At 64.0% G+C, this 24,402-nt stretch carries 21 protein-coding genes; 9 read left to right on the top strand and 12 right to left on the bottom strand.

Annotated elements, in window-relative coordinates; genetic code table 11:
• Complete coding sequence (locus tag EN804_RS08840; protein ID WP_127871560.1) at positions 1-510, top strand: tyrosine phosphatase family protein; 510 nt, start codon at positions 1-3, stop codon at positions 508-510.
• Positions 511-514: 4 nt separating this feature from the next.
• On the opposite strand, the gene EN804_RS08835 is transcribed toward EN804_RS08840, so the two are convergent.
• Together EN804_RS08835 and EN804_RS08830 are read right to left on the bottom strand one after the other, a co-directional pair.
• Positions 515-1,318 (bottom strand): creatininase family protein, encoded by an 804-nt coding sequence (locus EN804_RS08835; protein ID WP_127871559.1) that lies wholly within the window; start codon positions 1,316-1,318, stop codon positions 515-517.
• 217 nt (positions 1,319-1,535) lie between these two features.
• Positions 1,536-1,919, bottom strand: a complete 384-nt coding sequence (locus EN804_RS08830; RefSeq protein WP_135919207.1) for a RidA family protein — start codon at positions 1,917-1,919, stop codon at positions 1,536-1,538.
• Positions 1,920-2,186: 267 nt separating this feature from the next.
• On the opposite strand from EN804_RS08830, the gene EN804_RS08825 reads away from it, so the two are divergent.
• From EN804_RS08825 to EN804_RS08795, 7 genes are read left to right on the top strand one after another with little or no spacing between them, the layout of a single operon-like run.
• Positions 2,187-3,191 carry an ABC transporter substrate-binding protein gene (locus EN804_RS08825; protein WP_127277990.1) on the top strand — a complete coding sequence of 335 codons (1,005 nt, stop codon included), beginning with the start codon at positions 2,187-2,189 and terminating at the stop codon, positions 3,189-3,191.
• A 12-nt stretch (positions 3,192-3,203) separates the two neighbouring features.
• Positions 3,204-4,028 carry an ABC transporter ATP-binding protein gene (locus EN804_RS08820; RefSeq protein WP_135919206.1) on the top strand — a complete coding sequence of 275 codons (825 nt, stop codon included), beginning with the start codon at positions 3,204-3,206 and terminating at the stop codon, positions 4,026-4,028.
• A complete protein-coding gene (locus tag EN804_RS08815; protein ID WP_127871556.1) occupies positions 4,015-4,863 on the top strand; it encodes an ABC transporter permease in 849 nt (282 codons plus the stop codon). The genes EN804_RS08820 and EN804_RS08815 overlap by 14 nt, the downstream gene beginning before the upstream one ends.
• A gap of 4 nt (positions 4,864-4,867) precedes the next feature.
• A complete protein-coding gene (locus EN804_RS08810) occupies positions 4,868-6,169 on the top strand; it encodes a cytosine deaminase (RefSeq protein WP_135919205.1) in 1,302 nt (433 codons plus the stop codon).
• Positions 6,169-7,572, top strand: coding sequence for an FAD-binding oxidoreductase (locus EN804_RS08805; protein WP_127871735.1), 1,404 nt, complete (start codon positions 6,169-6,171; stop codon positions 7,570-7,572). Before EN804_RS08810 ends, EN804_RS08805 begins: the two co-directional genes overlap by 1 nt.
• Positions 7,572-8,153 (top strand): NAD(P)H-dependent oxidoreductase, encoded by a 582-nt coding sequence (locus EN804_RS08800; protein WP_167531380.1) that lies wholly within the window; start codon positions 7,572-7,574, stop codon positions 8,151-8,153. Before EN804_RS08805 ends, EN804_RS08800 begins: the two co-directional genes overlap by 1 nt.
• Positions 8,153-8,740, top strand: a complete 588-nt coding sequence (locus EN804_RS08795) for an NAD(P)H-dependent oxidoreductase (protein WP_135919204.1) — start codon at positions 8,153-8,155, stop codon at positions 8,738-8,740. Before EN804_RS08800 ends, EN804_RS08795 begins: the two co-directional genes overlap by 1 nt.
• A gap of 173 nt (positions 8,741-8,913) precedes the next feature.
• Here EN804_RS08795 and EN804_RS08785 read toward each other — a convergent pair whose 3' ends face one another.
• From EN804_RS08785 to EN804_RS08765, 5 genes are all read right to left on the bottom strand, one after another.
• A complete protein-coding gene (locus tag EN804_RS08785) occupies positions 8,914-11,364 on the bottom strand; it encodes an FAD-dependent oxidoreductase (protein WP_135919203.1) in 2,451 nt (816 codons plus the stop codon).
• Complete coding sequence (locus EN804_RS08780; protein ID WP_135919202.1) at positions 11,361-12,542, bottom strand: pyridoxal phosphate-dependent aminotransferase; 1,182 nt, start codon at positions 12,540-12,542, stop codon at positions 11,361-11,363. The genes EN804_RS08785 and EN804_RS08780 overlap by 4 nt, the downstream gene beginning before the upstream one ends.
• The gene (locus EN804_RS08775) at positions 12,535-13,440 is read right to left on the bottom strand and encodes a homocysteine S-methyltransferase family protein (RefSeq protein WP_135919201.1); all 906 of its coding nucleotides are present in this window, start codon (positions 13,438-13,440) and stop codon (positions 12,535-12,537) included. Before EN804_RS08775 ends, EN804_RS08780 begins: the two co-directional genes overlap by 8 nt.
• The gene (locus EN804_RS08770; protein WP_135919200.1) at positions 13,437-15,890 is read right to left on the bottom strand and encodes an FAD-dependent oxidoreductase; all 2,454 of its coding nucleotides are present in this window, start codon (positions 15,888-15,890) and stop codon (positions 13,437-13,439) included. Before EN804_RS08770 ends, EN804_RS08775 begins: the two co-directional genes overlap by 4 nt.
• A 103-nt stretch (positions 15,891-15,993) precedes the next feature.
• Positions 15,994-16,590, bottom strand: coding sequence for an XRE family transcriptional regulator (locus EN804_RS08765; protein WP_189521743.1), 597 nt, complete (start codon positions 16,588-16,590; stop codon positions 15,994-15,996).
• A 171-nt stretch (positions 16,591-16,761) separates the two neighbouring features.
• On the opposite strand from EN804_RS08765, the gene EN804_RS08760 reads away from it, so the two are divergent.
• Positions 16,762-17,466: a nitroreductase gene (locus tag EN804_RS08760; RefSeq protein ID WP_189524475.1), complete on the top strand. Its 705-nt coding sequence runs from the start codon at positions 16,762-16,764 to the stop codon at positions 17,464-17,466.
• Between the two features lie 28 nt (positions 17,467-17,494).
• Here the strand turns inward: EN804_RS08760 and EN804_RS08755 are convergent, their stop codons facing one another.
• From EN804_RS08755 to EN804_RS08735, 5 genes are all read right to left on the bottom strand, one after another.
• Positions 17,495-18,937 (bottom strand): MFS transporter, encoded by a 1,443-nt coding sequence (locus EN804_RS08755; RefSeq protein WP_135919198.1) that lies wholly within the window; start codon positions 18,935-18,937, stop codon positions 17,495-17,497.
• A 169-nt stretch (positions 18,938-19,106) separates the two neighbouring features.
• Positions 19,107-19,694 (bottom strand): sarcosine oxidase subunit gamma, encoded by a 588-nt coding sequence (locus EN804_RS08750; protein ID WP_135866646.1) that lies wholly within the window; start codon positions 19,692-19,694, stop codon positions 19,107-19,109.
• Positions 19,687-22,680, bottom strand: a complete 2,994-nt coding sequence (locus tag EN804_RS08745; RefSeq protein ID WP_135919197.1) for a sarcosine oxidase subunit alpha — start codon at positions 22,678-22,680, stop codon at positions 19,687-19,689. The genes EN804_RS08750 and EN804_RS08745 overlap by 8 nt, the downstream gene beginning before the upstream one ends.
• Positions 22,677-22,973: a sarcosine oxidase subunit delta gene (locus EN804_RS08740; protein ID WP_135919196.1), complete on the bottom strand. Its 297-nt coding sequence runs from the start codon at positions 22,971-22,973 to the stop codon at positions 22,677-22,679. The genes EN804_RS08745 and EN804_RS08740 overlap by 4 nt, the downstream gene beginning before the upstream one ends.
• A gap of 9 nt (positions 22,974-22,982) precedes the next feature.
• A complete protein-coding gene (locus EN804_RS08735; protein WP_135880628.1) occupies positions 22,983-24,242 on the bottom strand; it encodes a sarcosine oxidase subunit beta in 1,260 nt (419 codons plus the stop codon).
• Positions 24,243-24,402: the final 160 nt, after the last annotated feature.

Genomic DNA, 24,402 nt, shown 5'->3' with positions numbered 1-24,402 from the left:
ATGATCCATGTCTGCTCGCTGGCGAAGATCGAGGAAACGGTGGCCAGGACAGGCGCCGACCGCATGCTATCGCTGCTTGCGGCCGGGACGGATGTGGTGCGTCCGGCCTCGATCCCTAGGGAAAACCACCTGCATCTGGTCATGCATGACATTGCGATGGCGCAGGACGGCATGACCATGCCTGGCGAGGAGCATGTGCGCAGTCTGCTCGATTTCGCGCGCCGCTGGGACCGGGCAAGGCCGATGGTGGTTCACTGCTATGCCGGCATCAGCCGTTCGACGGCTTCGGCCTACATCATCACCGCGGCGCTGGCGCCTAAGCGCAATGAGCTGGAACTGGCGCAGACGTTGCGCGCGCTGTCTCCTTCGGCGACGCCCAATCCGCGACTGATCGCGGTGGCCGACACGCTGCTCGAGCGCAAGGGCCGCATGATTGAGGCGATCGAGTCGATCGGGCGAGGGGCCGACGCCTTCGAAGGCACGCCGTTCGCGCTCAAGATCGATATTTAGGCGGCTATTTCAGCCACTCCGCGAGCTTTGCCTTGCGCATGTCCCGCAGCAGGTTGATGAAGCCGTCGGCCTGATATTGCGCGGTCAATCGGCCTTTCTCTGCCGTTGCAATGCTGGCGTCGCCGACCACGCCGTTGGGGTTGAGATCCCCAGCGATCCAGGCGAAGGCATGCGTGCCGGTGTGGCGCAGCAGCGAGAAGTCCTTCTCGGCCTTGGCAACGTTGGAAATGAAATTGTCGGCCTTGCCCATGTCGACGAGATCCGGCCGGAAATGCAGCATCAAAGAGGTCTCGACATCGCCGCCATGGATGCCGTGACGGTCCTCGAGCTCGGTGTACATGCCGGCCGGGCGGCCAAAGCGCTGCCAACTGGTCTTCACCGCCAACATCTTTTCGCGCACGCGCAGTTCGCGCGTGACGATGCCCATGATCTCCTCATTGCCGCCATGCGAATTGACGACGATGAGCTTGCGCACGCCGGCGCGCGCGATCGACAGCCCAAGCTCGGTCCACGCCTCGATCAGCGTCGTTGCCGGCAGGGTCAATGTGCCCGGCGCATGGAGATGCTCATTCGACTTGCCCACCGCCTGGACCGGCAGGATACGGATGTCGAGGTCCTCGGGCAGGCGTGCGATCACCGTGTCGAGCATGCCGTTCATGATCGAGGTGTCGGTCGACACAGGAAGATGCGGCCCATGCTGCTCGATCGCCGCCAGCGGCAACACCGCTATAGTCGCCTCGGGATCGATCGAGGCATATTCTGATGTCCGGTAGTCGCCCCACCAGACGCGTTTTTTTGTCTCGTTCATTTTGTGCCTCAACGGAACTGATTTGGCGTCGGCGCTGCCCCTCACCCTTACCCTCTCCCCGTAAGGACGGGGAGAGGGGATCGCCAGCCTCGGAGCGCTTCCCTTCTCCCCGTCTCTATACGGGGAGAAGGTGCCGGCAGGCGGATGAGGGGCAGCGCCAACTTCGCGTGACTTTAGACGATTGGACTGTCGATTCGTAGGGTTTCACTGGCGCTTCTTACCCGGCCGCGATGACCTCGACCTCGACCTTGAATTCGGGCCTGGCAAAGCCGGAAACGATCATCAGCGTCGAGGCCGGCGCCGGGCTGGAGAACATATGGTCACGGACCCCCATATAGGGCCGCAGATGCGCACGGTCGGTGACGTAAGCGTTGATGCGAACGATATCAGGCAACCCCAGCCCGGCTTCGCCCAGGATCGCCGCGATGTTCTTGAAGCAGAGTTCGGCCTGCGCGCCGGCGTCTTCCGGTATCTGGTCGTCCGCCGTGATGGCGACCTGGCCCGAGCACAGCACCAGCCGCTTGCCGGCCGGCACCTGGACGCCGTGGCTGTAACGGGCAAAGGGCGGCTTGATCGACTTCGGGGTGAGAAACTTGAACATGGCAATCTCCTGGATATCGTCAGCCTAGGGCCGGATGCATTGCACCATCAAGATGGCGGTGCATGTCGCCCGTGCGATTGTGGACAGGCGTTCAAAAAATAGGCACGATGCCCTTCGGTGCAGCACGACCTTTCCGGCTTTCGCAGATGGCTGTGGTGCAGGCGGGCGGGTCCCGGCGCGCGACGCCGGTGGCATGTGTCTTGCTTCTTGAATCTTTGGTGTCAAGCACGGCGCGCAACGCGCCGGTGCAAATAAAGGGCGGTGTCAATGTACGTGAAACAGAAGATTTCGGTGGCTGTCGTGGCTCTGCTTGCGGCCAGCACGCTGGGCGCGGCGGCGAATGAAAAAGTCACTTTCGGCACCAACTGGCTCGCCGAGCCGGAGCATGGCGGCTATTACCAGGCCGTGGCGGATGGCACCTATGCCGCCTGCGGCCTCGATGTCACGATCATGCAGGGCGGCCCGCAGGTCAGCGGCCGGCCGATGCTGCTCGCCGGCAAGATCGATTTCTACATGGGCGGCAATTTGCTGTCGGCCTTCGATGCCGTCCAGCAAGGCATTCCGATGCGCGTGGTGGCGGCGGATTTCCAGAAGGATCCACAGGTCATCATGTCCCACCCCGGCGAGGGGCTCGATAAATGGGAAGACCTGAAGAACGCCGAGCAGTACATTCTGGGCGATGAAGGTGCGCAGACCTTCTTCCAGTGGATGGTCATCGAGCTCGGTTTCGATGCTTCAAAGCGCGCGCCCTACACCTACAACACCGCTCCTTTCCTCGCCAACAAGAAGTCGATCCAGCAGGGCTACGTCACCTCGGAGCCGTTCGCGGTCAAGAAGGAAGGCGGCTTCGTGCCGAACCAGTTCCTGCTCGCCGACTATGGCTGGGACACCTATTCGACCACGATCGAGGTGATGCAGGACACGATCGACAAGAAGCCCGAGGTGGTCCAGTGCTTCGTCGATGGCTCGGCCAAGGGCTGGTACAAATACCTCTACGGCGACAACAAGGCCGCCAACGACATGATCAAGAAAGATAATCCTGACATGAGCGACGAGCAGATCGCCTTCTCGATCGAGCAGATGAAGAAGTTCGGCCTTGCCGATTCCGGCGACACCGAGAAGCTCGGCATCGGCGCCATGACCGATGCGCGGATCAAGAGTTTCTACGACAAGATGGTCAAGGCCAAGGTCACGCCTGCAGGCATCGACATCACGAAGGCCTACACGCTGGCCTTCGTCAACAAGGGCGTCGGGCTCGAGCTGAAGAAATAGGCCGGTCCCGGCATGAAGAGGGAGAAGGTGGCGCAAGCGCCGGCCTTGGACGTCGCTCCGACCTTGTTGGCGCTGCGTGGCGTCGGCAAGGTGTTTTCCAATGGCGTGACGGCGCTCAGCGATGTCGACCTGACGATCCGGGAAGGCGACTTCCTCAGCCTGCTCGGACCGTCCGGTTGCGGCAAGTCGACGGCGCTGCGGCTGATCGCCGGCCTGTCGACGCCGACGTCAGGCGTGCTCGACTGGCGCGGCGGCGGCTCGCTCGACCGTGCCAATATCGGCTTCGTCTTCCAGGAGCCGACGCTGCTGCCCTGGGCCAGCGTCTTCGACAATGTCTGGCTGCCGCTCAGGCTGAAAGGCATTTCTCGCGCCAAGGCCGCACCGGCAATAACGGAAATGCTGGCGCGGGTTCACCTCACCGGGTTCGAGGACGCGGTGCCGCGCGAGCTGTCCGGCGGGATGAAGATGCGTGTCTCGATCGCACGCGCCATGGTGACCAAGCCGCGCGTGCTGTTGATGGACGAGCCGTTCGCCGCGCTTGACGAGATCACTCGCTTCAAGCTCAACAACGACCTGCTGGAACTGTGGCAGGACGAGCGCTTCACCGTCATCTTCGTCACCCACAGTGTGTTCGAAAGCGTGTTTCTGTCCAACCGCGTCGTCGTCATGGCGGCGCGGCCGGGCAGGGTGTTCGACGAACTCGCCATCGAGGCATCCTATCCGCGCGACGAGGCTTTCCGCACGTCGCCGGATTATGCAGCGCTGTGCCGGCAGGCCTCCGACGTTCTGGTCAATGCCATCAATTCAACGGCGGGCTCGCATCATGACGGTCATTGACGGCACGTTGAAACTCGACCCCGAGGAAGCGCGGCGCGTGCGCCAGGAGCGACTCGAGCGGATCGGCCGCTGGGTGCTGCCGCTGGCGATCATGATCCTGGCGATCTGGCTTTGGGACCGCATCTGCGTCTGGAACGAGATTCCGCAGTACATCCTGCCGCGGCCGGGCGTGGTGCTGTGGACGCTCTACAACGATGCTGGCCTGTTGTTCTCCGCACTGCTGGTCACCTTACGCATCACCTTCCTCAGCCTGCTCCTCGCGGTTGTCGGCGGCGTCGGCCTGGCGGTCTTGTTCGCGCAGTCGAAATGGGTGGAGATGTCGTTCTTCCCGTTCGCCATCGTCCTGCAGGTGACGCCGATCGTGGCGATCTTTCCGCTGATCAACATCTATGTCGACAACCAGACGACCAAGCTTCTGCTCTGCGCCTGGATCGTCGCCTTTTTTCCGATCCTGTCCAACACCACGCTCGGCCTCAACTCCGTCGACCGCAATCTGCGCGACCTGTTCAAGCTCAATGGCGCGACGCGTTGGCAGCAGCTGCGCTATCTCAGACTGCCGGCGGCGATGCCGTATTTTCTCGGCGGGCTGAAGATTGCCGGCGGCCTGTCGCTGATCGGCGCGGTGGTGGCCGAGTTCGTCGCCGGCGCCACCGGCCAGTCGTCGGGGCTCGCCTCGCGCATCATCGAAGCCGGCTACCGGCTGAATGCGCCAAGGCTGTTCGCGGCGCTGTTTTTGATTTCGCTCACCGGCATTCTGATCTTCCTCGTGCTGTCGCTGATTTCGCATCTTATATTGCGGCGCTGGCACGAGAGCGCGTTGAAGCAGGAGCGCTAGTGCCTTGATACCAGCCTCAGGTCCCTACCACTTAACCAATGTCCGGCTTCACGCGTCGCTGACGCCGGGCTTTGCCTCGGTCTTCGACAGAGATGGTTTTGCGCTGGCCGACATCACCGTCGCCGATGGCAAGATTTCCAGCATCGCGGCGCATGCCGCATCGAAAGTGCCGGCCGGCGCCATCGATCTTGGCGGCCGTATCGTGCTGCCGTGTTTCGTCGATTGCCACACGCATATCGACAAGGGCCATATCTGGTCGCGAAAGCCCAATCCCGACGGCAGTTTCATGGGTGCGCTGAACGCCACCGGCGCCGACCGCGCGGCGCGCTGGAGCGCCGAGGACGTGGCGCGGCGCATGAATTTTTCGCTGCGCTCGGCCTACGCGCATGGCACCAGGGCGCTCAGAACCCATATCGACAGCGTCGCCCCGCAGGAGGAAATCTCCTGGCCGGAGTTCGAGACGATCCGCGAGGCCTGGCGCGGCCGCATCGAATTGCAGGGCGCCTGCCTGCTTGGCATCGAGGGCGTGCGCGACAGAAAATGGTTCGACAGGCTGGCCAAACGAGTGGCCGCCGCCAAGGGCGTGCTGGGTGTGGTGACCTATATGGTGCCGGACCTGGAGGAACTGCTCGACCACGTCTTCGCGCAGGCGATCAAGCACGGGCTCGACCTCGATTTTCACGCCGACGAGACCAACGATGTCGCCGCGATCTCGCTGAAAAAGATCGCCGAGGCAGCCCTGTGGAACGGATTCGAGGGCAAGATCCTCGTCGGCCATTGCTGCTCACTGGCGCGGCAGCCCGATCTCGAGGTGCTGGACACGCTGGACAAGGTGGCGAAGGCCGGGCTCGCCATCGTGTCGCTGCCGATGTGCAATCTTTATTTGCAGGATCGACGGAGCGACGGCACCACGCCGCGCTGGCGTGGCGTGACTCTGCTGCACGAGATGAAGGCGAGGGGCATTCCGGTGGCCGTCGCTTCCGACAACACGCGCGACCCCTTCTACGCCTATGGTGATCTCGACATGCTGGAAGTCTATCGCATGGCGACGCGCATCCTGCATTTCGATCATCCGGTCGCCGACTGGCCGCAGGCGGTGACCGCGACACCGGCCAAGGTGATGCGGCTCGATGGCTTCGGCATGCTTGCCGCCGGCGGCGACGCCGACTTCATCCTGTTCAAAGGTCGAAGCTGGACGGAATTGCTGTCGCGGCCCGAATCGGATCGCATCGTCGTGCGCGCCGGACGCGCGATCGACCGGCAATTGCCCGACTATGCCGAACTCGACGAGCTGATGGTGGAATGATGGATGTTTCGGCGCTCAAACGCGATCTCGACGGGATAAAGCTCGACGACAATCCGGCGATCGTCCAGCAGAAGAGCCGCGACTTCTACTGGTACAGCCCGGTGCTGAAACGGCAGCTCGACCACGTCACCGGCGACCTCATCGTGACGCCGAAGACCGAGGCCGAACTGATCCGCGTGCTTGCCGCCTGTCACCGCCATGGCGTGCCGGTGACGCCGCGCGGCAGCGGCACCGGCAATTACGGCCAGGCAATGCCGCTGTCGGGCGGGGTGGTACTCAACCTCGCCGAGATGAACGAGATCAAGTTGATCGGCCCAGGCCGCGTGGTGACCGGACCCGGCGCGGTGCTGGCCGACATCGACAAGGCGACGCGGGCGCATTCCGGCCAGGAACTGAGGCTGTCGCCCTCGACCTACAACACCGCCTCCATCGGCGGCTTCATCGCCGGTGGTTCTGGCGGTGTCGGCTCGATCAATTTCGGCGGATTGCGCGACTTCGGCAACGTGCTGCGGCTGCGCGTGGTGACGATGGAGGCCGAGCCGAAGGTGCTCGAACTGACAGGCGAGAACCTGCACAAGGTGACCCACGCCTATGGCACCAATGGCATCATATCCGAGGTCGAGATGCCGCTGACGGCAGCCTATGACTGGATCGATGTCATCGTCGGTTTCGACGCCTTCATGGAAGCAGCCCGTTATGGAAACGCGCTCGCCTGCCAGGACGGCATCCTGACCAAGCTGATCACGCCGATCGCGGCACCCGTGCCGCAACTCTACTTCAAGCGGCACCAGAAATTTTTCAGGGAAGGGCAAAGCATCTGCGTCGTCATGGTGGCTCGGCACGGGCTGGACGCCTTCCTGGCCTTTACGCGCCGCGCCGGGGGCGACGTGATCTTCAACGCTGCCCTTGTCGCGCCGGAGGAGAAAAAGGGCCTGCCGCCGGCCTACGAGCTGGCCTGGAACCACACCACGCTCAGGGCACTGCGGGTCGATCCGTCGATTACCTATCTGCAATCGCTCTATCCCTTTCCCGACCAGTTGGCGCTGGTCGAGAAGATGGATGCAATGTTCCCTGGCGAGGTGTTCTCGCATCTCGAATTCGTCCGGCTGGACGGCAACATCACCTGCTTCGGCCTGCCGCTGGTCAAGTTCACCACCGAGGCGAGGCTCGACGAAATCATCCGCCTGCATGAGGACAATGGCTGCCCGATCTTCAACCCGCACCGCTACACGCTGGAAGAGGGCGGCATGAAGCAGACCGACGCCGTGCAGTTGGCCTTCAAGCGCGAGACCGATCCGGAAGGCCTGCTCAACCCCGGCAAGATGATCGCCTGGGAAAACCCGGACTACGACTACCGTTCGGGCCGGACTTTTCTGTTCAAGGGGCTGCAAAAGGCAGGCTGATGAACATCCTCGTGCTCTACGCCCATCCGGTCGAGACCAGCTTCAATGCCGGCCTGCACCGGATGATCGTCGAGCGGCTGACGGCGGCGGGTCATACAGTCGACAACTGCGACCTCTACGCAGAGAATTTCGACCCGCGCCTGACGCGGGCGGAACGGCTTGGCTATCACGACCCGCGTGGACCAGGGGATGCGGTTGCCGGCTACATTCAGAGGCTGCAGGCGGCCGAGGCCCTGGTGCTGTCATTTCCGGTCTGGAACTACGGCTATCCGGCGATCCTGAAAGGATTTTTCGACCGCGTCTTCCTGCCCGGCGTGTCGTTCAAGCTGGTCGATGGCAAAGTGCAGCCGACGCTGCACAACATCCGTAAACTGGCGGCTGTCACCACCTATGGCGGCAGCCGGTTCCGCGCCATGGTGATGGGCGATCCGCCGCGCAAGGTCGTGAAGCGCATGCTGCGCGCGACGATCAAGCCCGGCGCTCCCGTCTCCTATCTCGCCCATTATGCGATGAACCTGTCGACCGACGAAACGCGCAAGTCCTTCATGACGAAGGTCGCGGCCAGCATGGATGCATTCTGATGCGTGCGCTTGTCGTCTATTGCCATCCGGTGCCGGAGAGCTTTTGCGCCGCGATCCGCGACACCGCCGTGGACGTGCTGACGCGTCGAGGCTGGGACGTGCGGCTGCTCGACCTCTATGCCGAGAAATTCGATCCGGTGATGAGCTGCGAGGAGCGGCGCAGTTTCAACGACCATGCGCCGCAGGATCCGGCGCTGAAGCCGCATTTCGAACTGCTCAATTGGGCCGAGGCGATCCTATTCGTCTATCCGACCTGGTGGTATGGGCTGCCGGCGATGCTGAAAGGCTGGCTCGACCGGGTGTGGGCGACCGACATCGCCTTCAAGCTGCCGGCGGGCAAGGGCGGGATCAAGTCGCTGATGACGCATGTCACCAAGGTCGGCGTCATCACCACCTGTGGTGCGCCAACCTGGTGGAGCGTCGTCGTCGGCCAGCCCGGACGCAAGACCTTGCTGCGCGGCATGCGGGCGCTGTGCGCCAGACGCTGCAAGACGTTTTTCCTGGCGCATTATTTGATGGATGCCTCGACGCCGGCGACGAGAGCGGCGTTTCTGGTCAAGGTGCGGGCGAAGCTGGAGCGTTTTTGAGAGCAGCACTTGCCTTCTCCCCTTGTGGGAGAAGGTGGCCTCGCGAAGCGAGGTCGGATGAGGGGTGCTCCAGGGAACGCCAACGCCTCACTCCGCTGGAACACCCCTCATCCGTCTCGGCGCTGCGCGCCGATCCACCTTCTCCCACAAGGGGAGAAGGAAGAGGCGCCGCGCTACATCCTCACCCGTTCCGACCTCGGATCATACATCGGCTTCAGCGATGATTCGGCGGCAAACCGTTCGCCGGCGATCTCGATCTCATAAGATGAAGCGAGCACATCCGCCTCGCTTTCGCCCTGGCATGGCACATAGCCAAGGCCGATGGCGCCGCCGAGATGATGGCCGTAATTGCCGGAGGTGACCGGACCGACGATCTTGCCGTCGCGCAGGATCGCCTCGTTATGGAAGAGCAGCGGCTGCGGGTCCTTCAGCCGGAACTGGACCAGCCGGCGGTTCAACCCGGCCTCCTTCTTCTTCAGCACGGCGTCGCGGCCGATGAAATCGCCCTTGGCTGTCTTCACTGCGAAGCCAAGGCCTGCTTCCAGCACATTGTCCTCATCGGTGATATCGTGACCGAAATGGCGGAAAGCCTTTTCGATGCGGCAGGAATCCAGCGTGTGCAGGCCGCAGAGTTTCAGGCCGACATCCGCGCCGGCCTCGTCGACCGCCTCGAAGACATGGGCAGCCTGTTCGGTAGAGACATAGAGCTCCCAGCCGAGTTCGCCGACATAGGTGACGCGGTGCGCCCGGGCGAGCCCCATGCCAATCTCGATCTCCTGGAAGGTGCCGAACGGATTGTTCTCGTTGGAGAAGTCGTTGGGGCTGACCTTCTGGATCAGTTTTCGCGCATCCGGACCCATCAGGCAGAGCACGCTTTCGGCCGCGGTGACATCGGTGATGACGACGAACGCCTCACCGACATGCCGGCGCAGCCAGGCGAGGTCGCGTTGCAGCGTGGCCCCTGGCACGACGAGGAAATAGGCCGTATCTGAGAGGCGAGAGACGGTGAGGTCGCTCTCGATGCCGCCGCGCTGGTTGAGCATTTGCGTGTAGACGATCTTGCCCGGCGCCACATCCATGTCGTTGGCGCAGAGCCTTTGCAGGAAACGCTGAGCGTCGCGACCTTCGACACGGATTTTGCCGAACGAGGTCATGTCGAACAGGCCGACCTTGTTGCGGACCGCCAGATGTTCCTCGCGCTGGTTGTCGAACCAGTTCTGCCGCTTCCAGGAATAGCGATATTCGCGCTCCTGGCCTTCGCGCGCGAACCAGTTGGCGCGCTCCCAGCCGGCAACCTCGCCGAACACGGCGCCACGCGCCTTCAGATGTTCATGCAAGGGCGAGCGGCGCACGCCACGCGATGTCGCCATCTGCCGGTAGGGAAAATGGTCGGCATAGAGCAGGCCGAGCGTTTCGGAGACGCGCTCCTTGAGATAGCGGCGGTTCTTCTGGAACGGCTGGGTGCGGCGGATGTCGACTTCCCACAGGTCGAACGGCGCTTCGCCATCGTTGATCCACTGCGCCAGCGCCATGCCGGCGCCGCCGGACGAGACGATGCCGATCGAGTTGTAGCCGGTCGCCATCCAATAACCGCGCAGTTCCGGCGCCTCGCCGAGATAGTAGCGGTCGTCGGGGGTGAAACTTTCCGGGCCGTTGAAGAATGTGTGGATGCCGGCGGTGGCCAGCATCGGCATGCGGTTGACGCCCATTTCGAGGATAGGCTCGAAATGGTCCATGTCCTCGGGCAACTGGTCGAAGCAGAAGTCCTCGCGGATGCCGTCCATGCCCCATGGCTTGGCCACCGGCTCGAAGGCGCCGAGCATCATCTTGCCGGCGTCTTCCTTGTAGTAGGCGCATTCGTCGGGCACGCGCAGCACCGGTAGGCGGCCGAGGCCTGAGATGGGCTCGGTGACGAGATAGAAATGCTCGCAGGCATGCAGCGGGATGGTAACGCCGTTCTGGGCACCGAGTTCGCGCGCCCACATGCCGGCGCAGTTGACGACGATGTCGGCCTCGATGGTGCCTTGCTCTTCGCCCTGCGCCCAGGACACGCCGGTGACGCGGCCATTTTTTGTATGGACCTTCGTCACCTTCACATTCTCGACAATGGTGGCGCCGCGCTGGCGCGCGCCCTTGGCCAGCGCCATGGCGATGTTGGCCGGGTCGCATTGACCGTCGAGCGGCAGATGCACGGCGCCGACCACGTCGGAGACGTTGAGATGCGGATACATCTGCTTGACTTCATTGGGAGAAATCTCGCGCACATCGACATCGAAGGCGCGGGCGAGCGATGCCTGCCGGTAGATCTCGTGCTTGCGCTCCTCGGTCAGCGCGACGGTGATCGAGCCGACCTGGCGCATGCCGGTGCCGACCTCGGTCTCGGCCTCCAGCTTCACGTAGAGGTCGGCCGAATATTTCGCCAGCCGGGTCATGTTCTGCGAACCGCGCAACTGTCCGATCAGGCCGGCGGCATGCCATGTCGTGCCCGAGGTCAGCTGCTTGCGCTCCAAAAGCACGATGTCGGTCCAGCCGAGCTTGGCTAGGTGGTAGGCGACCGAGCAGCCGGAGACGCCGCCGCCGATGATGACGGCCCGCGCCTTGGTGGGAATGGTCTTGACGGTCATGCGGCCTCACGACGGTAGCTGGAAACAAAACGGCGCAGCCGGGCGGCTGCTTCCCGCAGTACCGGTTCGGGCTGGCACAGGCTGATTCTGATATGGCCGGCCGCGGCTTCGCCGAAGCTGGAACCGGGCATGACGCCGACCTTCTCCTTGTCGAGAAAGGCGAAGGCGAACTTCTCGTCGTCGGGTTCGACATCCGATATGTCGAGCATGACATACATGCCGCCTTCGGAACCGCGCACGGTGACATCGTTCATGCCGCGCACCGCGTCGAGCAGGACGGTGCGGCGTGCGGCGTAGCGTTCGGCGATGTCCTTGACGCCATAGTGCTGCTCCAGCGCCTCGGCGCAAGCGATCGAGATGAAGGCCGGCAGGCCGTAGGTTGTCACCAGGTTGAGGTTGGTCAGCAGCGTGATCATCTCCTCCGGACCCGTCAGCCAGCCCATGCGCCAGCCGGTCATGCCGTGGCTCTTGGACATCGAATTGATGACCAGCGTGCGCTCGGCCATGCCGGGCAGCGAGCGCGGCGAGACATGCTCGCCGCCGCCCAGCGTCCAGTAAACCTCGTCGGAAAGCAGCCAGAGGTCGTGCTCGCGGCAGAGCTTTGCCAGTTGTTCCAGCCGCTCGCGCGAGTAGACCGCACCGGTCGGATTGTTCGGCGTGTTGATCAGGATGGCGCGCGTGTTGGGCTTGATTGCCGCACGGATCTTGTCCGTACGGGGTTGGAAGCCATCCTCGGCCGGTGTCTCGACCACGGTGAAACTGGCGCCGGCGGCACTGAACGTGTTGGGGTAGGTGGCATAGTAGGGCGCCACCACGATGGCGTGGTCGCCCTGATCGAGCACGGCTTGCACGGCAGCGTAAAGTGCCGCCTGGCCGCCCGGCGTGGCGATGACCTCTTCCGGCATCGTCTCGACGCCGGTGCAGGCGCTGGAGGCCGCCGCCATGGCCTTGCGCAGGCGCGGCAGGCCGGGCAGCGGCGTGTAGTGATGGTTGCTGCCACGGACCGCTGCCACACAAGCTTCGATCGTCTGCGACGGCGTGTCGAAATCGTGGTCGCCGACCGACAGCATGATGATGTCCTCGCCGGCCTCCTTGCGGTTCCAGGCGGCGAAATGAACCTCCCAGCCATCCTTGCCCGATGGCACGATGCCGGTAATGCGCGATGATGGTTTAGGCATGTAAGACTCCCGTGATCGCGTAACCGTTCTGTTGCAGCCGGTCGCGCAAGGCGGCGATATGGGCGGGACCGACCTCGCAGCAACCGCCGACGATGTCCGCTCCAGCTTCCACCCAGCCGACAGCCTGATCGGCGTAAGCATCCGGACCGAGGTCGTGGCGGGCATGCAGCACGTCCACGGTGCCGCCATGCTTGAGTGCTTCGGTGGAGGTGAAGCCATTGGCATAGGCGCCGACCGGGCCGCCGAGCTCGACCAGTTCCGGCAAGGCCGCCGCGATGGCTTCCGGGCGACAGCAGTTGAGCAGCCGCGCCGCCACCGGCAGATTTCCGAGCGCGTCCGCTGCCGACGCAATCGTCTCGCCGCTGCGCAAGCGTGGCGTGCCGTGATCGGCCAGCGTCCATGACACCCAGACGGGCTTGCCGCTTTCCGATGCGGCGGTGACCGCCGCGCGTGCCTCTTCGGCAGAGGCCATGGTCTCGCACAGGAACAGGTCGACGCCATCAGCCTGTTCGGCGACGATGCGGCGGTAGATGTCGAGCGTATCCCGGTAGGAGATCGTCAGCGCCGGCGCGTAGCTGCCGAAAAGCGGTGACAGGCAGCCGGCGATCGCCGCGTCGCCGGCCTCGTCGCGGGCTTGCCTGGCGAGGTCGATGCCACGCTTCTGCAACGGCTTGAACAGGTCTTCCGCGCCCTCGCGCGCCAGGCGTTCGGGCGTCGCCGAATAGGTGTTGATGGTGATGACCCGGGCGCCGGCGCGGATGAATTCGGCATGCAGGCCGCGCACGAGGTCCGGTTCGTCGATCAGCACCCTGGCCGACCACAGCGGCGTCGGCTCGGACTTGCTGCGCCGCACCAGCTCCTGGCCCATGCCGCCATCGGTGAGGATAACCGGCCTCATGCGCGCAGCCTTTCGTTCTTCGGATCCCACAACGGCTCGTCCTGCTGCACGACCGCCTTGAAACGGTCGCCGAAGATCTCGACCTCGACAGAGGTGCCGGGTTCGCTCAGATCGGCGCGCAGCATGCCGAGCGCGATCGATTTGTCGACACGATGGCCCCAGCCGCCCGATGTCGTCTCACCGACGATCTGGCCGTCATGCCAGAGCGTCGACATGTAAGGCGCGTCGCAGTCGCCGGGGTTTTCGACCACTAGCGTGACGAAGCGCTTCTTCACGCCTTGCTGTTTCTCGTTCTGGAGTGCCGCCTTGCCGCGGAAGTCGGGCTTTTCCCATTTGACGAAGCGCTCGAGCCCGCCCTGCAGGATCGAATAGTCGGTCGACAGGTCGCCCTTCCAAGTGCGGTAGCCCTTTTCCAGGCGCAGCGAATCCAGCGCGTACATGCCGAACGGCTTCAGCCCGTGGTGCTGCCCGGCGGCACAGATCGCATCGAAGATGGCGGCGGTGTCGTCGACCCTGGTGTGGATCTCCCAGCCGAGCTCGCCCGCGAAGGAGACGCGAACCAGCTTGGCCCAGCGGCCGGCGATCCTGGTTTCCTGATGCGTCAGCCATGGCAAGGTCAGGTCGGCCTCACAGACATCGGCAAGGATTTTTCGCGAATTGGGGCCGGCCAGGATCTGCGTGGAGAATTCCTCTGTCCGGTCGATCAGCTTGAACGCGGCATCCCTGGGCATGTGCGACTTCAGCCATTCGAAGTCGTGCCACTGCGCCACCGCCGCGGTGATCAGCGTCATGGACTCCTCGCCATGGCGCACCACCGACATTTCGGTGACGATGCGGCCCTTGTCGTCGGAGAAATAGACCAGGCCGATGCGACCGGGCTTCGGCACCAGGCCGGTTACCTGCCGGCTCAGCCATTCGGCGGCGCCAGGGCCTTCGAGATTGAAGCGCGAGAAGCCGGGCAGGTCGAGGATGCCGGCGGCGTCGCGGACCGCGAGACACTCTTCGCGGACTCGTTGCTGCCAGGGCCCCTCGCGGCGGAAGGTCAGCGTGGCTTCCTCGGAGATGTCGTCGCCGTCCTGCGCGTACCAGGTGGCGCGTTCCCAGCCATTATAGGCATCGAAGCGGGCGCCCAGCGCCTTGATGCGATCGTGGATCGGCGACAGTTTCCTGTCGCGGCCTTCCGGCCAGGCGTGACGCGGGAACTGGATGGCGTATTCGTTGCCGTAGATTTCCATGCCCTTGGCCACGCAATAGTCCGGCGCGGAAGCAAAGGAGGTGAAGCGGCGCGGATCGCACGACCACATGTCCCATTCGGTCTGGCCCTGCGTCACCCATTCGGCCAACACCTTGCCGGCGCCGCCGCCCTGGGCGATGCCGAAGGTGAAGACGCAAGCCTCGAAGGCGTTGGGAACGCCCGGCATCGGCCCGATCAGCGGATTGCCGTCGGGCGCATAGGGGATCGGTCCGTTGATGACCTTGGACAGGCCGGCGGTGCCCAGGATCGGCACGCGGGCGACCGCGTCGGCCAGATAATGCTCCAGCCGATCGAGATCGTCGGGGAAGAGCTGGAACGAAAAGTCGTCCGGCATGGGATCGTTGTGGGTGGCCCAATGCGCGCGGCAATTACGCTCATAGGGGCCGAGATTCATGCCGGCCTTTTCCTGGCGCAAATAATATGAAGTGTCGACGTCGCGCAGCAGCGGCAACTTCTTGCCCTGTTCCTTCGACCATGCGGCGAGTTCGGGGATTTCCTCGAATAGAATGTACTGGTGGCTCATCACCATCATCGGCACTTCGCGGCCGAACATCCTGCCGACTTCGGCGGCACGGTAGCCGGCAGCATTGACGACGATCTCGCAGCGGATCTCGCCCTGCGGCGTCTCGACCACCCATTCGTCCTTCTCACGGCGCACGCCGGTGACAGGGCAGAAGCGGATGATTTTCGCGCCCATGTCACGCGCGCCCTTGGCCAGCGCCTGCGTCAACTGCGCCGGGTCGATGTCGCCGTCGCTCGGATCGTAGAGCGCGCCCTTCAATTCATGCGTTTCGAGGAATGGATAGCGGCGCTTGATCTCGTCGAGCCCGACCACGTCGATGTCCATGCCCTGATAGCGGCCCATGCCCTTGGCGCGCTGGAACTCCTGCATGCGCTCCTTTGTGTGGGCGAGCCTGAGCGAACCGGTGACATGGTAGTTCATGGGATAGTCGACCGCGTCGGCGAGGCCACGATAGAGCTCGGTCGAATAGCGCTGCATGTTCATCAGCGACCAGGAGGAGGAGAAGGTCGGCACATTGCCGGCGGCATGCCAGGTCGAGCCGGAGGTCAGCTCGTTCTTTTCCAGGAGCACGCAGTCGGTCCAGCCGGCCTTGGCCAGATGATAGAGCGAGGAGGTGCCGACAACGCCACCTCCGATGATCACCACGCGCGCCGTGCTCGGCAAACCCGCCATGTTCTTCTCCCAATCTTCAAGCGCGCCGCGCTTTTCTTTTTGTTTCTATGCGTGTCGCTATCGCAAAACCGCTGCACGGTTCCGGACGACATGCATTCATCAATCAATAGACCGGTGGCGAAACCACCCAGATGACAACAGCCGGTTCGCTACCCGGATTGCGCCAGCGGTAAGGCTTGCCTTCGAAGCGGAAGGAGTCGCCTTCGCCAAGCCGGTGCCAGACCCCGGCTATTTCGATGTCGAACTGGCCGGACGCGATGTATCCGGCCTCCTCGGTCGGCCGGCGGGCCTCGTTCTTCAACTCCGCTCCCGGCGCGAAGACCGACCGCACCATCTCGAAGCTACCACCGAGGTCCGGTGACAGAAGCTCCTCCACCAGACCGGATTCGCTGGTGCCAAGCGTGCGGCGCTTGCCGGCGCGCACCACCACGCCGCGCTCGCTCTCCACGGGCACGTCATGGCTGAAGAACAGGCTGATCGGCACGCCGAACAGGTCGGCAAAGGCCCGGAGATCACTGAGCGATGGCGTCGACAGGCCGCGCTCGACCTGGCTGACCCAGCCGACCGAACGGCCGAGCTTCAGCGCGATCTCGGCCAGCGTCAGTCCGCGCACCCGGCGCAAGGCCCTGATATCGCCGGCCAGGACGCGCTCGTCAGGTCCCTGTAATGTTCGTGCGCTAGGGGAGACCAAATCGCTCACTTCATGAAAATTTTCAGCCGAATTTCATGAGAAATCAAGCTCATGAAAAAATCAAGTAGATTTTCACCAATGCTCAAGATTTGCTTGCAGGATTTTGACGGTTCATGCAAAGGCTCCGCCGCGAGCGGCGAGTGGGGACGTCCGATCGACACAACGGCTAAGGGACGGCCCATGCTGGAAAAGAAGGCTCGAATCACGGTTGATGCCGAGATCGTCGACGACGCGATCATGTCGCGCCGTTCGGTGCGTGCATTTCTGCCCGACATGATCGATGACGAGACGATCCGTGACATACTGACTGTTGCGGCGCGCGCTCCCTCCGGCACCAATATGCAGCCGTGGCGAGTCTACGTTACCAAGGGCGGGACCAAGCGGCGGATCACGGATGCCATCATGAATTCCGGCATCCGCGCGGAAAAAGCCGACTGGGACGAATATCGCTATTATCCCACCCAGTTCTTCGAGCCTTATCTCACCCGCCGCCGTGCCAACGGGTTCGGCCTTTATGGCGCACTCGGCATAGGCCGCCGGGAGGTCGACAAGATGCGCGCCCAGCACGACCGCAACTTCGTCTTCTTCGACGCGCCGGTCGGCATGATCTTCACCATCGACCGCCGGCTCAACCAGGGTTCGTGGATCGATTACGGCATGTTCCTGCAAAACATCATGGTCGCGGCGCGGGGCAGGGGTCTGCATACCTGTCCGCAAGCGGCCTTCGCGCCCTATCACCGGCAGATCCGGCCGGTGCTCGGCATTCCCGACGAGGAGATCGTCGTCTGCGGCATGGCGCTCGGCTATGAAGACACTTCCAAGCCCGAGAACGCCTTCCGCACCGATCGTGAGCCGCTCGAGGAATGGGTGACGTTCAGCGAATAGGTCTCGGCCGCCAACCGGGACAGGGCCGCTATTCCGTATTCATGTGCGCGCCGTGGCCGCTGACATGGGCGCCGTCCTGCGGCGTCAGCTTGAGATAGGCAAGCAGCGCGCAGAGCGTGATGATGCCCTCGATCACGAACAGGATCCGGAAATCGCTGGCGACGGCCGGCCCGCCGCCGGCGAGAAACGACAGCATCGCGGCCGCGAGGCCGACGCTGATGGCGATCGCCAGCTGCCACAGGATGTAATAGAGCGCGCTGAAGCGGGCGAGCTGCTCGGGCGCGATGTCGGAATAGGCTAGATTGCCGGTCGAAGCCCATTGCACCGAGCGGAAGACGCCAAAGACGAAGATGTAGGTGAGCGTGATCCAGACCGGGGTCGTTGCTTGGATCAAGGCGAAGCCCGCGACCATGGCGGCAACCACGGGCGTGTTGAAGACCAGCACGCGGCGAAAACCGAAACGGTTGAGAAGGCGTGGCATGAAGAAACGCATACCCACCGAGCCGACCGCCGCAACGAAGGTCAGCGATCCCGCCTGCACCGCGCTCATGCCGAAGCCGAGCTGGAACATCAGCGGCAGCAGGAAGACGACGGAGCTGAGACCGATCGTGTCGAGGCCGCCTCCGGTAAGGAAGGAGATGCGGAAGGTGCGGATGCGCAGGAGCTTGAGATCGAGCAGGGGATTGCGCACACGCAGGCAATAGAAGGAGGCGGCCGTCAGGATGATGAGCGCCAGCGCAAGCTCGGCCGCGATCATGCCGCTGGCGGCGTCTTTCGCCGCAAGGGAGTCCATGCCGAAGACCAGCAGCACCATGCCGCTGCCGACCAGCACAAAGCCTGGAAAATCGAACCGCGTGCGCACGGGCTTGGTCATTGTCGGGAACAGTGAGGCGGCAAGGATTGCGGCGGCGAGCGCGAACGGCACGTTGATGAAGAAAATCCAGCGCCAGGAGATGTAGGTGGTCAGCGCGCCGCCGACGAGCGGACCGACCAGCGGCCCGGACTGGCCGGCCAGCGAGATATACATGTTGATCTTCAAGGTCCGGCTGCGCGGGAAGGTCGACAGGATGACGACCTGGCCGAGCGTGCCCATCAGTGCGCCACCGAAACCCTGCAGCGCGCGGGCGCCGACCAGCATCCAGATGTCGTTCGAGAGCCCGCACAGAGCCGATGAAGCGGCAAACACCAGCAAGGCGAAGCAATAGACGTTGCGCAGGCCGAAACGATCGGCCGCCCAGCCGCCGAGCGGCATGGAGATGATCAGGCTGGCGACGTAGACGGTGATCAGCAGGCCGAGCTGGCTCGGCGGACGGCCAAGGCTTTCGCTGATGCCCGGCAGCGCCGTCACCACGACATTCTGGTCGAGGCTGGTCATGAACACGCCGCAGGCGACCGTCAGCGGCAGCAGGAGCAAGGCTCTGGCCGGCACATCGGCGCGATCGGTGGCGCCGGCGGATAGTTCAGCAGTCATGGGGATGTTCGAACCAAATATGCCGACTTTGAGACGGGATTTTCATATCCCTTGGACCGTGGGCGGCCATGTTTTGCATCATGGGCGCCCGCGGCAGGATTCTCTAGCGGCAGAACTGGCCGGTATTGAGGCCAGAAGCAGCGGCAATGGGCACATCCGGCCGCACTGCCTACTGCACCTCGTAGCCGACTTCCTCGCTGGCATGGCAGAGCGCCTTCCAGAACGAGCGGGCGAAAGAGCGGAAGACATAGATGTCGAACTGGTCGGTGCCGGTGCGCTGGATCTGGGCGAAGACATCGTGATGCGTTGTCGAGCGGCCGGCGCCGACCGGAAAGGCGGGCAGAACGAAGTCGATGGCAAAGAATTTCGACAGCACCCATTCGGCTTTCGGCCCGGCAATGCGGATGGCGGTGCGGCCATGCGACAGGTCCGTCACCGTGCCGATGGCCGGCGTCACCGCCTTGGCGAAGGCCGCGGCCAATCCTTCGGCCTCATCGGTCACGGTGAATTTTCCCGGTGCGAAACCGAACACCGACTTCGCGCCGTCGCTCAAGCCGCCGCCGGCGCCGTCCGGCAGAGCGAGCCCGCTGACGGCGCGGATCGCTGCCATCAGTTTCTTCTCTTCGCCAGGCCATGCCGCGAGTTGCACGATCGAGCCCGGCCTGGTTTCGGTGAGCAGGATCTCGACGCCATGTTCGAAATTGCCGTGCGAGCCGACATGGAATTCCGGTTCGAGGGGCGATTGACGCTCAGCCATGCATGCGGGTCCCTTCCGGATCGTAGAAGTGGTTGGAGACGATCTCCACGGGTCCGAAGCGGTTGCGCAAGGGGTCGGAGACATGGGCACGCGTGCCATGCCTGGCCTTGCCGCCCTTGACCAGCGCCAGCGCGATATGCTTGCCGAGCGCCGGCGAATAACAGCAGGCGGTGATGTGCCCGATCGAGCCGTGCGGATTGGCTTCGTCGACTTCCTCGACAATATGCGCGCCGCCATTGAGCGGCCGGTTGTCGAGCGCGATCAGGCCGACCAGTTCCAGCCGCTCGGACGCGACGAGGCCTTCCCGGTCCATCATCGCGGAGCCGATGAACGGCTTCTTCTTCGACAGCATCCAGTCGAGATGCAGGTCGCGCGCCGTGGTGCGGCCATCGATCTCGGCGCCGGTGACATGACCCTTCTCGATGCGCATCGTGCCCAGCGCCTCGAGCCCGTAGGTCACCAGCCCGAACGGCTTGCCGGCCTCGACCAAGGCTTCCCAGACATGGGTGCCGTGGCCGGCGCCGGAATAGACTTCGAAGGCCATTTCGCCGGAGAAGGATAGCCGGCAAATCATTACCGGCACACCTGATATCTCGCCGTGCACGATGCCCATGAAGGGCAGCGTCGCATTGTCGACAGCCGTGCCGGTGACACAGGCCGCGAGAATCTGCCTCGCTTTGGGGCCGCCTATCGCGGCTCCCGCCCATTCGTCGGTCACCGAGGTGACATGGACCTTGAGTTCCGGCCAGATCACGTCGAGGAAATATTCCAGATGCTGCATCACCTTGCCGGCATTGGCCGTGGTGGTGGTCATCAGGAAATCCTGTTCGCCCAGCCGCCAGGTGGTGCCGTCGTCGAAGGCAAAGCCGTCCTCGCGCAGCATCAGCCCGTAGCGTGCCTTGCCGACGGCGAGCGTCGAGAACATGTTGGTGTAGACGCGGTCCAGGAACGCGGCCGCGTCGGGGCCTTGCACGGCGATCTTGCCCAGTGTCGAGACATCGACCATGCCCGCACTTTCGCGCGTCGCCTTGGCTTCTCGCACATAGGCCTGTTCGACAGTCTCGCCTGAAAGCCCGTAGATCATCGGCCGGTACCAGAGGCCGGCCGAATACATGGTCGCGCCATTGGCGAGGTGCCAGTCATGCATCGGCGTAAGCCGCTCGGGCTTGAGGTCACCGAAACGTTCGGCTGCCAGCGAGCCGATCGACACCGGCGCGAAGGGCGGCCGGAAGCGGGTCGTGCCGACTTCCGGGATCGGCTTGCCGAGCGCTTCCGCCATGATGGCAAGGCCGGGGATGTTGGAGCTCTTGCCCTGGTCGGTGGCCATGCCGAGCGTGGTGTAGCGCTTCAGGTGCTCGACAGAGACGAAGCCTTCGCGATGCGCCAGGCGGACATCCTCCGCCGTGACGTCGTGCTGGAAGTCGACAAAGCTCTTGCCGCTGCCCTTGATTTCGAACACAGGGGCGGGATCTGGATCTCCGGGAGTTGCCTCGACAGTGGGCAGCGCAGCCGGCGTGCCTGTTCCTCCGGCCGCGGCAAGGCCTGCGGCGCGGCCTTCGGCGATCGCCTCGACCGTCGAAAAGCTGCCGGTGAAGGCGCCGGCGCCAATCCAGTTTTGTGTCGGCTTGGGCGGCAGGAAGGCCTGCCGGGCGGCGTTCCATTCCGCTTTGGCGCCGGCCTGGCTGGCCAGATGGATGGTCGGCGACCAGCCGCCCGACATCAGCAGGCAATCGGCATGGACGCTGCGCGCATCGCCGCTCAGCGCACCGGCGACCATGTCGAACCGCTGGACCTTGAGGCCGGACAAGGCCTTGCCACCTTCCGTGGCGACCACCGCATGACCGGATAGCAATTCCGCCTCGGCTTCGCCGGCCAGGGAGCTCATCTCGGCGGACGGTTGCGGGCGCACGTCGACGATGGCAACGATCGCAGCACCAGCCTGCTTCAGCGCCAGCGCCGACCGGTAGGCGCTGTCATTGTTGGTGAACACCACGACCCGCTGCCCCGGCAGCACGCCGAATTCGCTGGCGTAGCGCTGCGCCGCGTGCGCCAGCATCACGCCGGGCCGGTCATTGCCGGGAAACACCAGTGGCCTTTCGAAGGCGCCGGTGGCCAGCACCACGGAACGGGCGCGGATCGCCCAGTAGCGATGGCGCGGCTCACCCTTGGCGGGCTGCGCCTTGTGGTCGCTGACCCGCTCGAGCGCGGCAAGCGTGTTGTTGTCGTAGTAACCCCAGACCGTGGTGCGCGGCAGAAGCCGGACATTGTCGCGGGCCTCGAGCTGGGCGACGGTGCGCCGCACCCATTCAGCCGCCGGTGCGCCATCGATGGTTTCGCCCGACCAGTTGCCCGAACCGCCGAAACGCGGCTCGAGATCGGCCAGGACAACGCGTGCGCCTTGATCGGCGGCAGCCTTGGCGGCCATCAGCCCGGCCGGGCCGGAGCCGACCACAAGCACGTCGCAAAACGCGTTCATGCGTTCATAGCGGGCCGGGTCCTTTGCCGATCCGGCGCTGCCAAGGCCGGCGGCGCGGCGGATGAAATGCTCGCAGAACATCCAGAAGCGCGTGCCTTTCAGCGGGCCGATAACCGGACCCATGAAGGTCTTGTAGTAGAAGCCGGCCGACAGGATCTTGCCGCCGAGCTGGTTGACGGCATGGATATCCCAGGTGAGCGAGGGGAAACGGTTCTGGCTGACGGCGATCAGCCCGTCATGGATCTCGACCATGGTCGCCGGGATGTTGGGCTCGCGCACTTCGCCCTTCAGCACCGTTACCAGCGCGTTGGGCTCCTCGACGCCTGCGCTCAGCAGGCCGCGCGGCCGATGGTATTTGAAGGAACGTCCGAACAGTGTGACGCCATTGGCCAGCAGCGCGGACGCCAGCGTGTCGCCGCCATGCCCGGTATAGGCGACGCCATCGAAAGTGAAGCGGATCGTCTTCAGCCGGTCGATGCGGCCGCCGGTGTCGGTGCGGCGCGGGCTCATGGCTTGTCCTCCGCCTTGCGGCGCGCGGCCGAGCTGTGATCGCCGCGCACGAAGGCGACACTGGAAATCTCATGCGTCAGCGTGTTGCGCACAACCCTCAGGTGCGCCCGGCAGCCGCCGGAATGCTGCCAGATCTCGTTGTGGTCGCCGGCCGGGTTCAGCCGGTCGTAGACATAGGCGTTCCAGGCCTCGAAATTCTGCGAGGCGGGGTCGGGGCGTTCGCGGTTGCCGTCGCCCTGATAGGTGAACTCGATGACGTCGCGCGGGCCGCAGTAGGGGCAAATGATCAGCACGGAATGTTCCTAATGAAGCCGCGGGTTCGCGCCCTGACCCTTGTCGTCGATCACCAGGCCGCGATGAAAGCGGTCGAGCGTGAAAGGGGCGTTGAAATCGTGCGGCTGGTCCTTGGCGATGGTCCAGGCAAAGCACCAGCCGGAAGCCGGCGTCGCCTTAAAGCCGCCATAGCACCAGCCGCAATTGAGATACATGCCGGGCAGGGGGCCGATGGTGATGATCGGCGAGCCATCCATCGACATGTCGCAGACGCCGCCCCAGGAGCGCAGCATGCGCACGCGGGCAAGGCCTGGGAAAAGCGCCAGCATCTCGCTCATCACCTCGTCGACGATGGGCAGATTGCCGCGCTGGGCGTAGCTGTTGTAGCCGTCGATGTCGCCGCCATAGACAAGGCCGCCCTTGTCGGACTGCGACATGTAGAAATGGCCCATGCCGAAGGTCACGACGGTGTCGATGAAAGGTTTCAGCGATTCGGTGACGAAGGCCTGCAGCACATGGCTTTCGATCGGCATCGTCTCGACGCCGGCCAGTTGCATGACGCGGCCGGTGCTGCCGGCCACCGCGACCGCCACTTTCTTGGCCCTGATATCGCCGCGCGAGGTGGTGACGCCGGTGATGCGGTCGCCGTCGCGCAGAAAGCCGGTGACCTCGCAATTCTCGATGATGTCGACGCCGCGGCGGTCGGCGCCGCGCGCATAGCCCCAGGCAACCGCATCGTGCCGGGCGGTGCCGGCGCGCCGCTGCATCAGGCCGCCAACCACGGGAAAGCGTGCATCATTGGAGATATCGAGCGCCGGGATCAGGCGCTTGATCTCGGCTGGCGTCATCAATTCCGCGTCGACGCCGAGATGGCGCATGGCGTTGCCGCGCCTCGCGTAGTCGTCGAACTGAGCCGGCGTGTGCGCCAGGTTCAGGCAGCCGCGCTGCGAGAACATGACGTTGTAATTGAGCTCGTGCGACAGGCCCTCCCAAAGCTTCATCGAATGCTCGTAGAAGCGGGTATTGGCCGGCAGCAGATAGTTCGAGCGCACGGCCGTGGTGTTGCGGCCGACATTGCCGGATCCCAGCCAGCCTTTCTCCAGTACCGCGACATTGGTGATGCCGTGTTCCTTGGCCAGATAGTAAGCGGTCGCCAGGCCGTGACCGCCGCCGCCGATGATGATGACGTCGTAGGATGCCTTCGGATCCGGCTTGCGCCAGGCCGGCTTCCAGTCCTTGTTTCCCTTGAGCGCGTTCGCGAGCAGCGAAAGGGCCGAGTACTCTGCCATGTGTAAGGTGTCCGTTGCGGGCGATGCGGCAGACTATAGAGCAGGCCGCATCGGCAAAGCCAATATTGCGCCATGGCCTTTCGACTGGCCGACGCCTCGATGCGACGGCTTGCCCCATGATATGGCCGTCTTTATCAAGGACAGGCTTTTTTGAATTGCC

The sequence above is a fragment of the Mesorhizobium sp. M8A.F.Ca.ET.161.01.1.1 genome (assembly GCF_004792105.1).
Taxonomy (GTDB): Bacteria; Pseudomonadota; Alphaproteobacteria; order Rhizobiales; family Rhizobiaceae; genus Mesorhizobium.
Note: the sequence above shows the minus strand (reverse complement) of the source record. Positions and strands in the feature narration are given on the sequence as shown.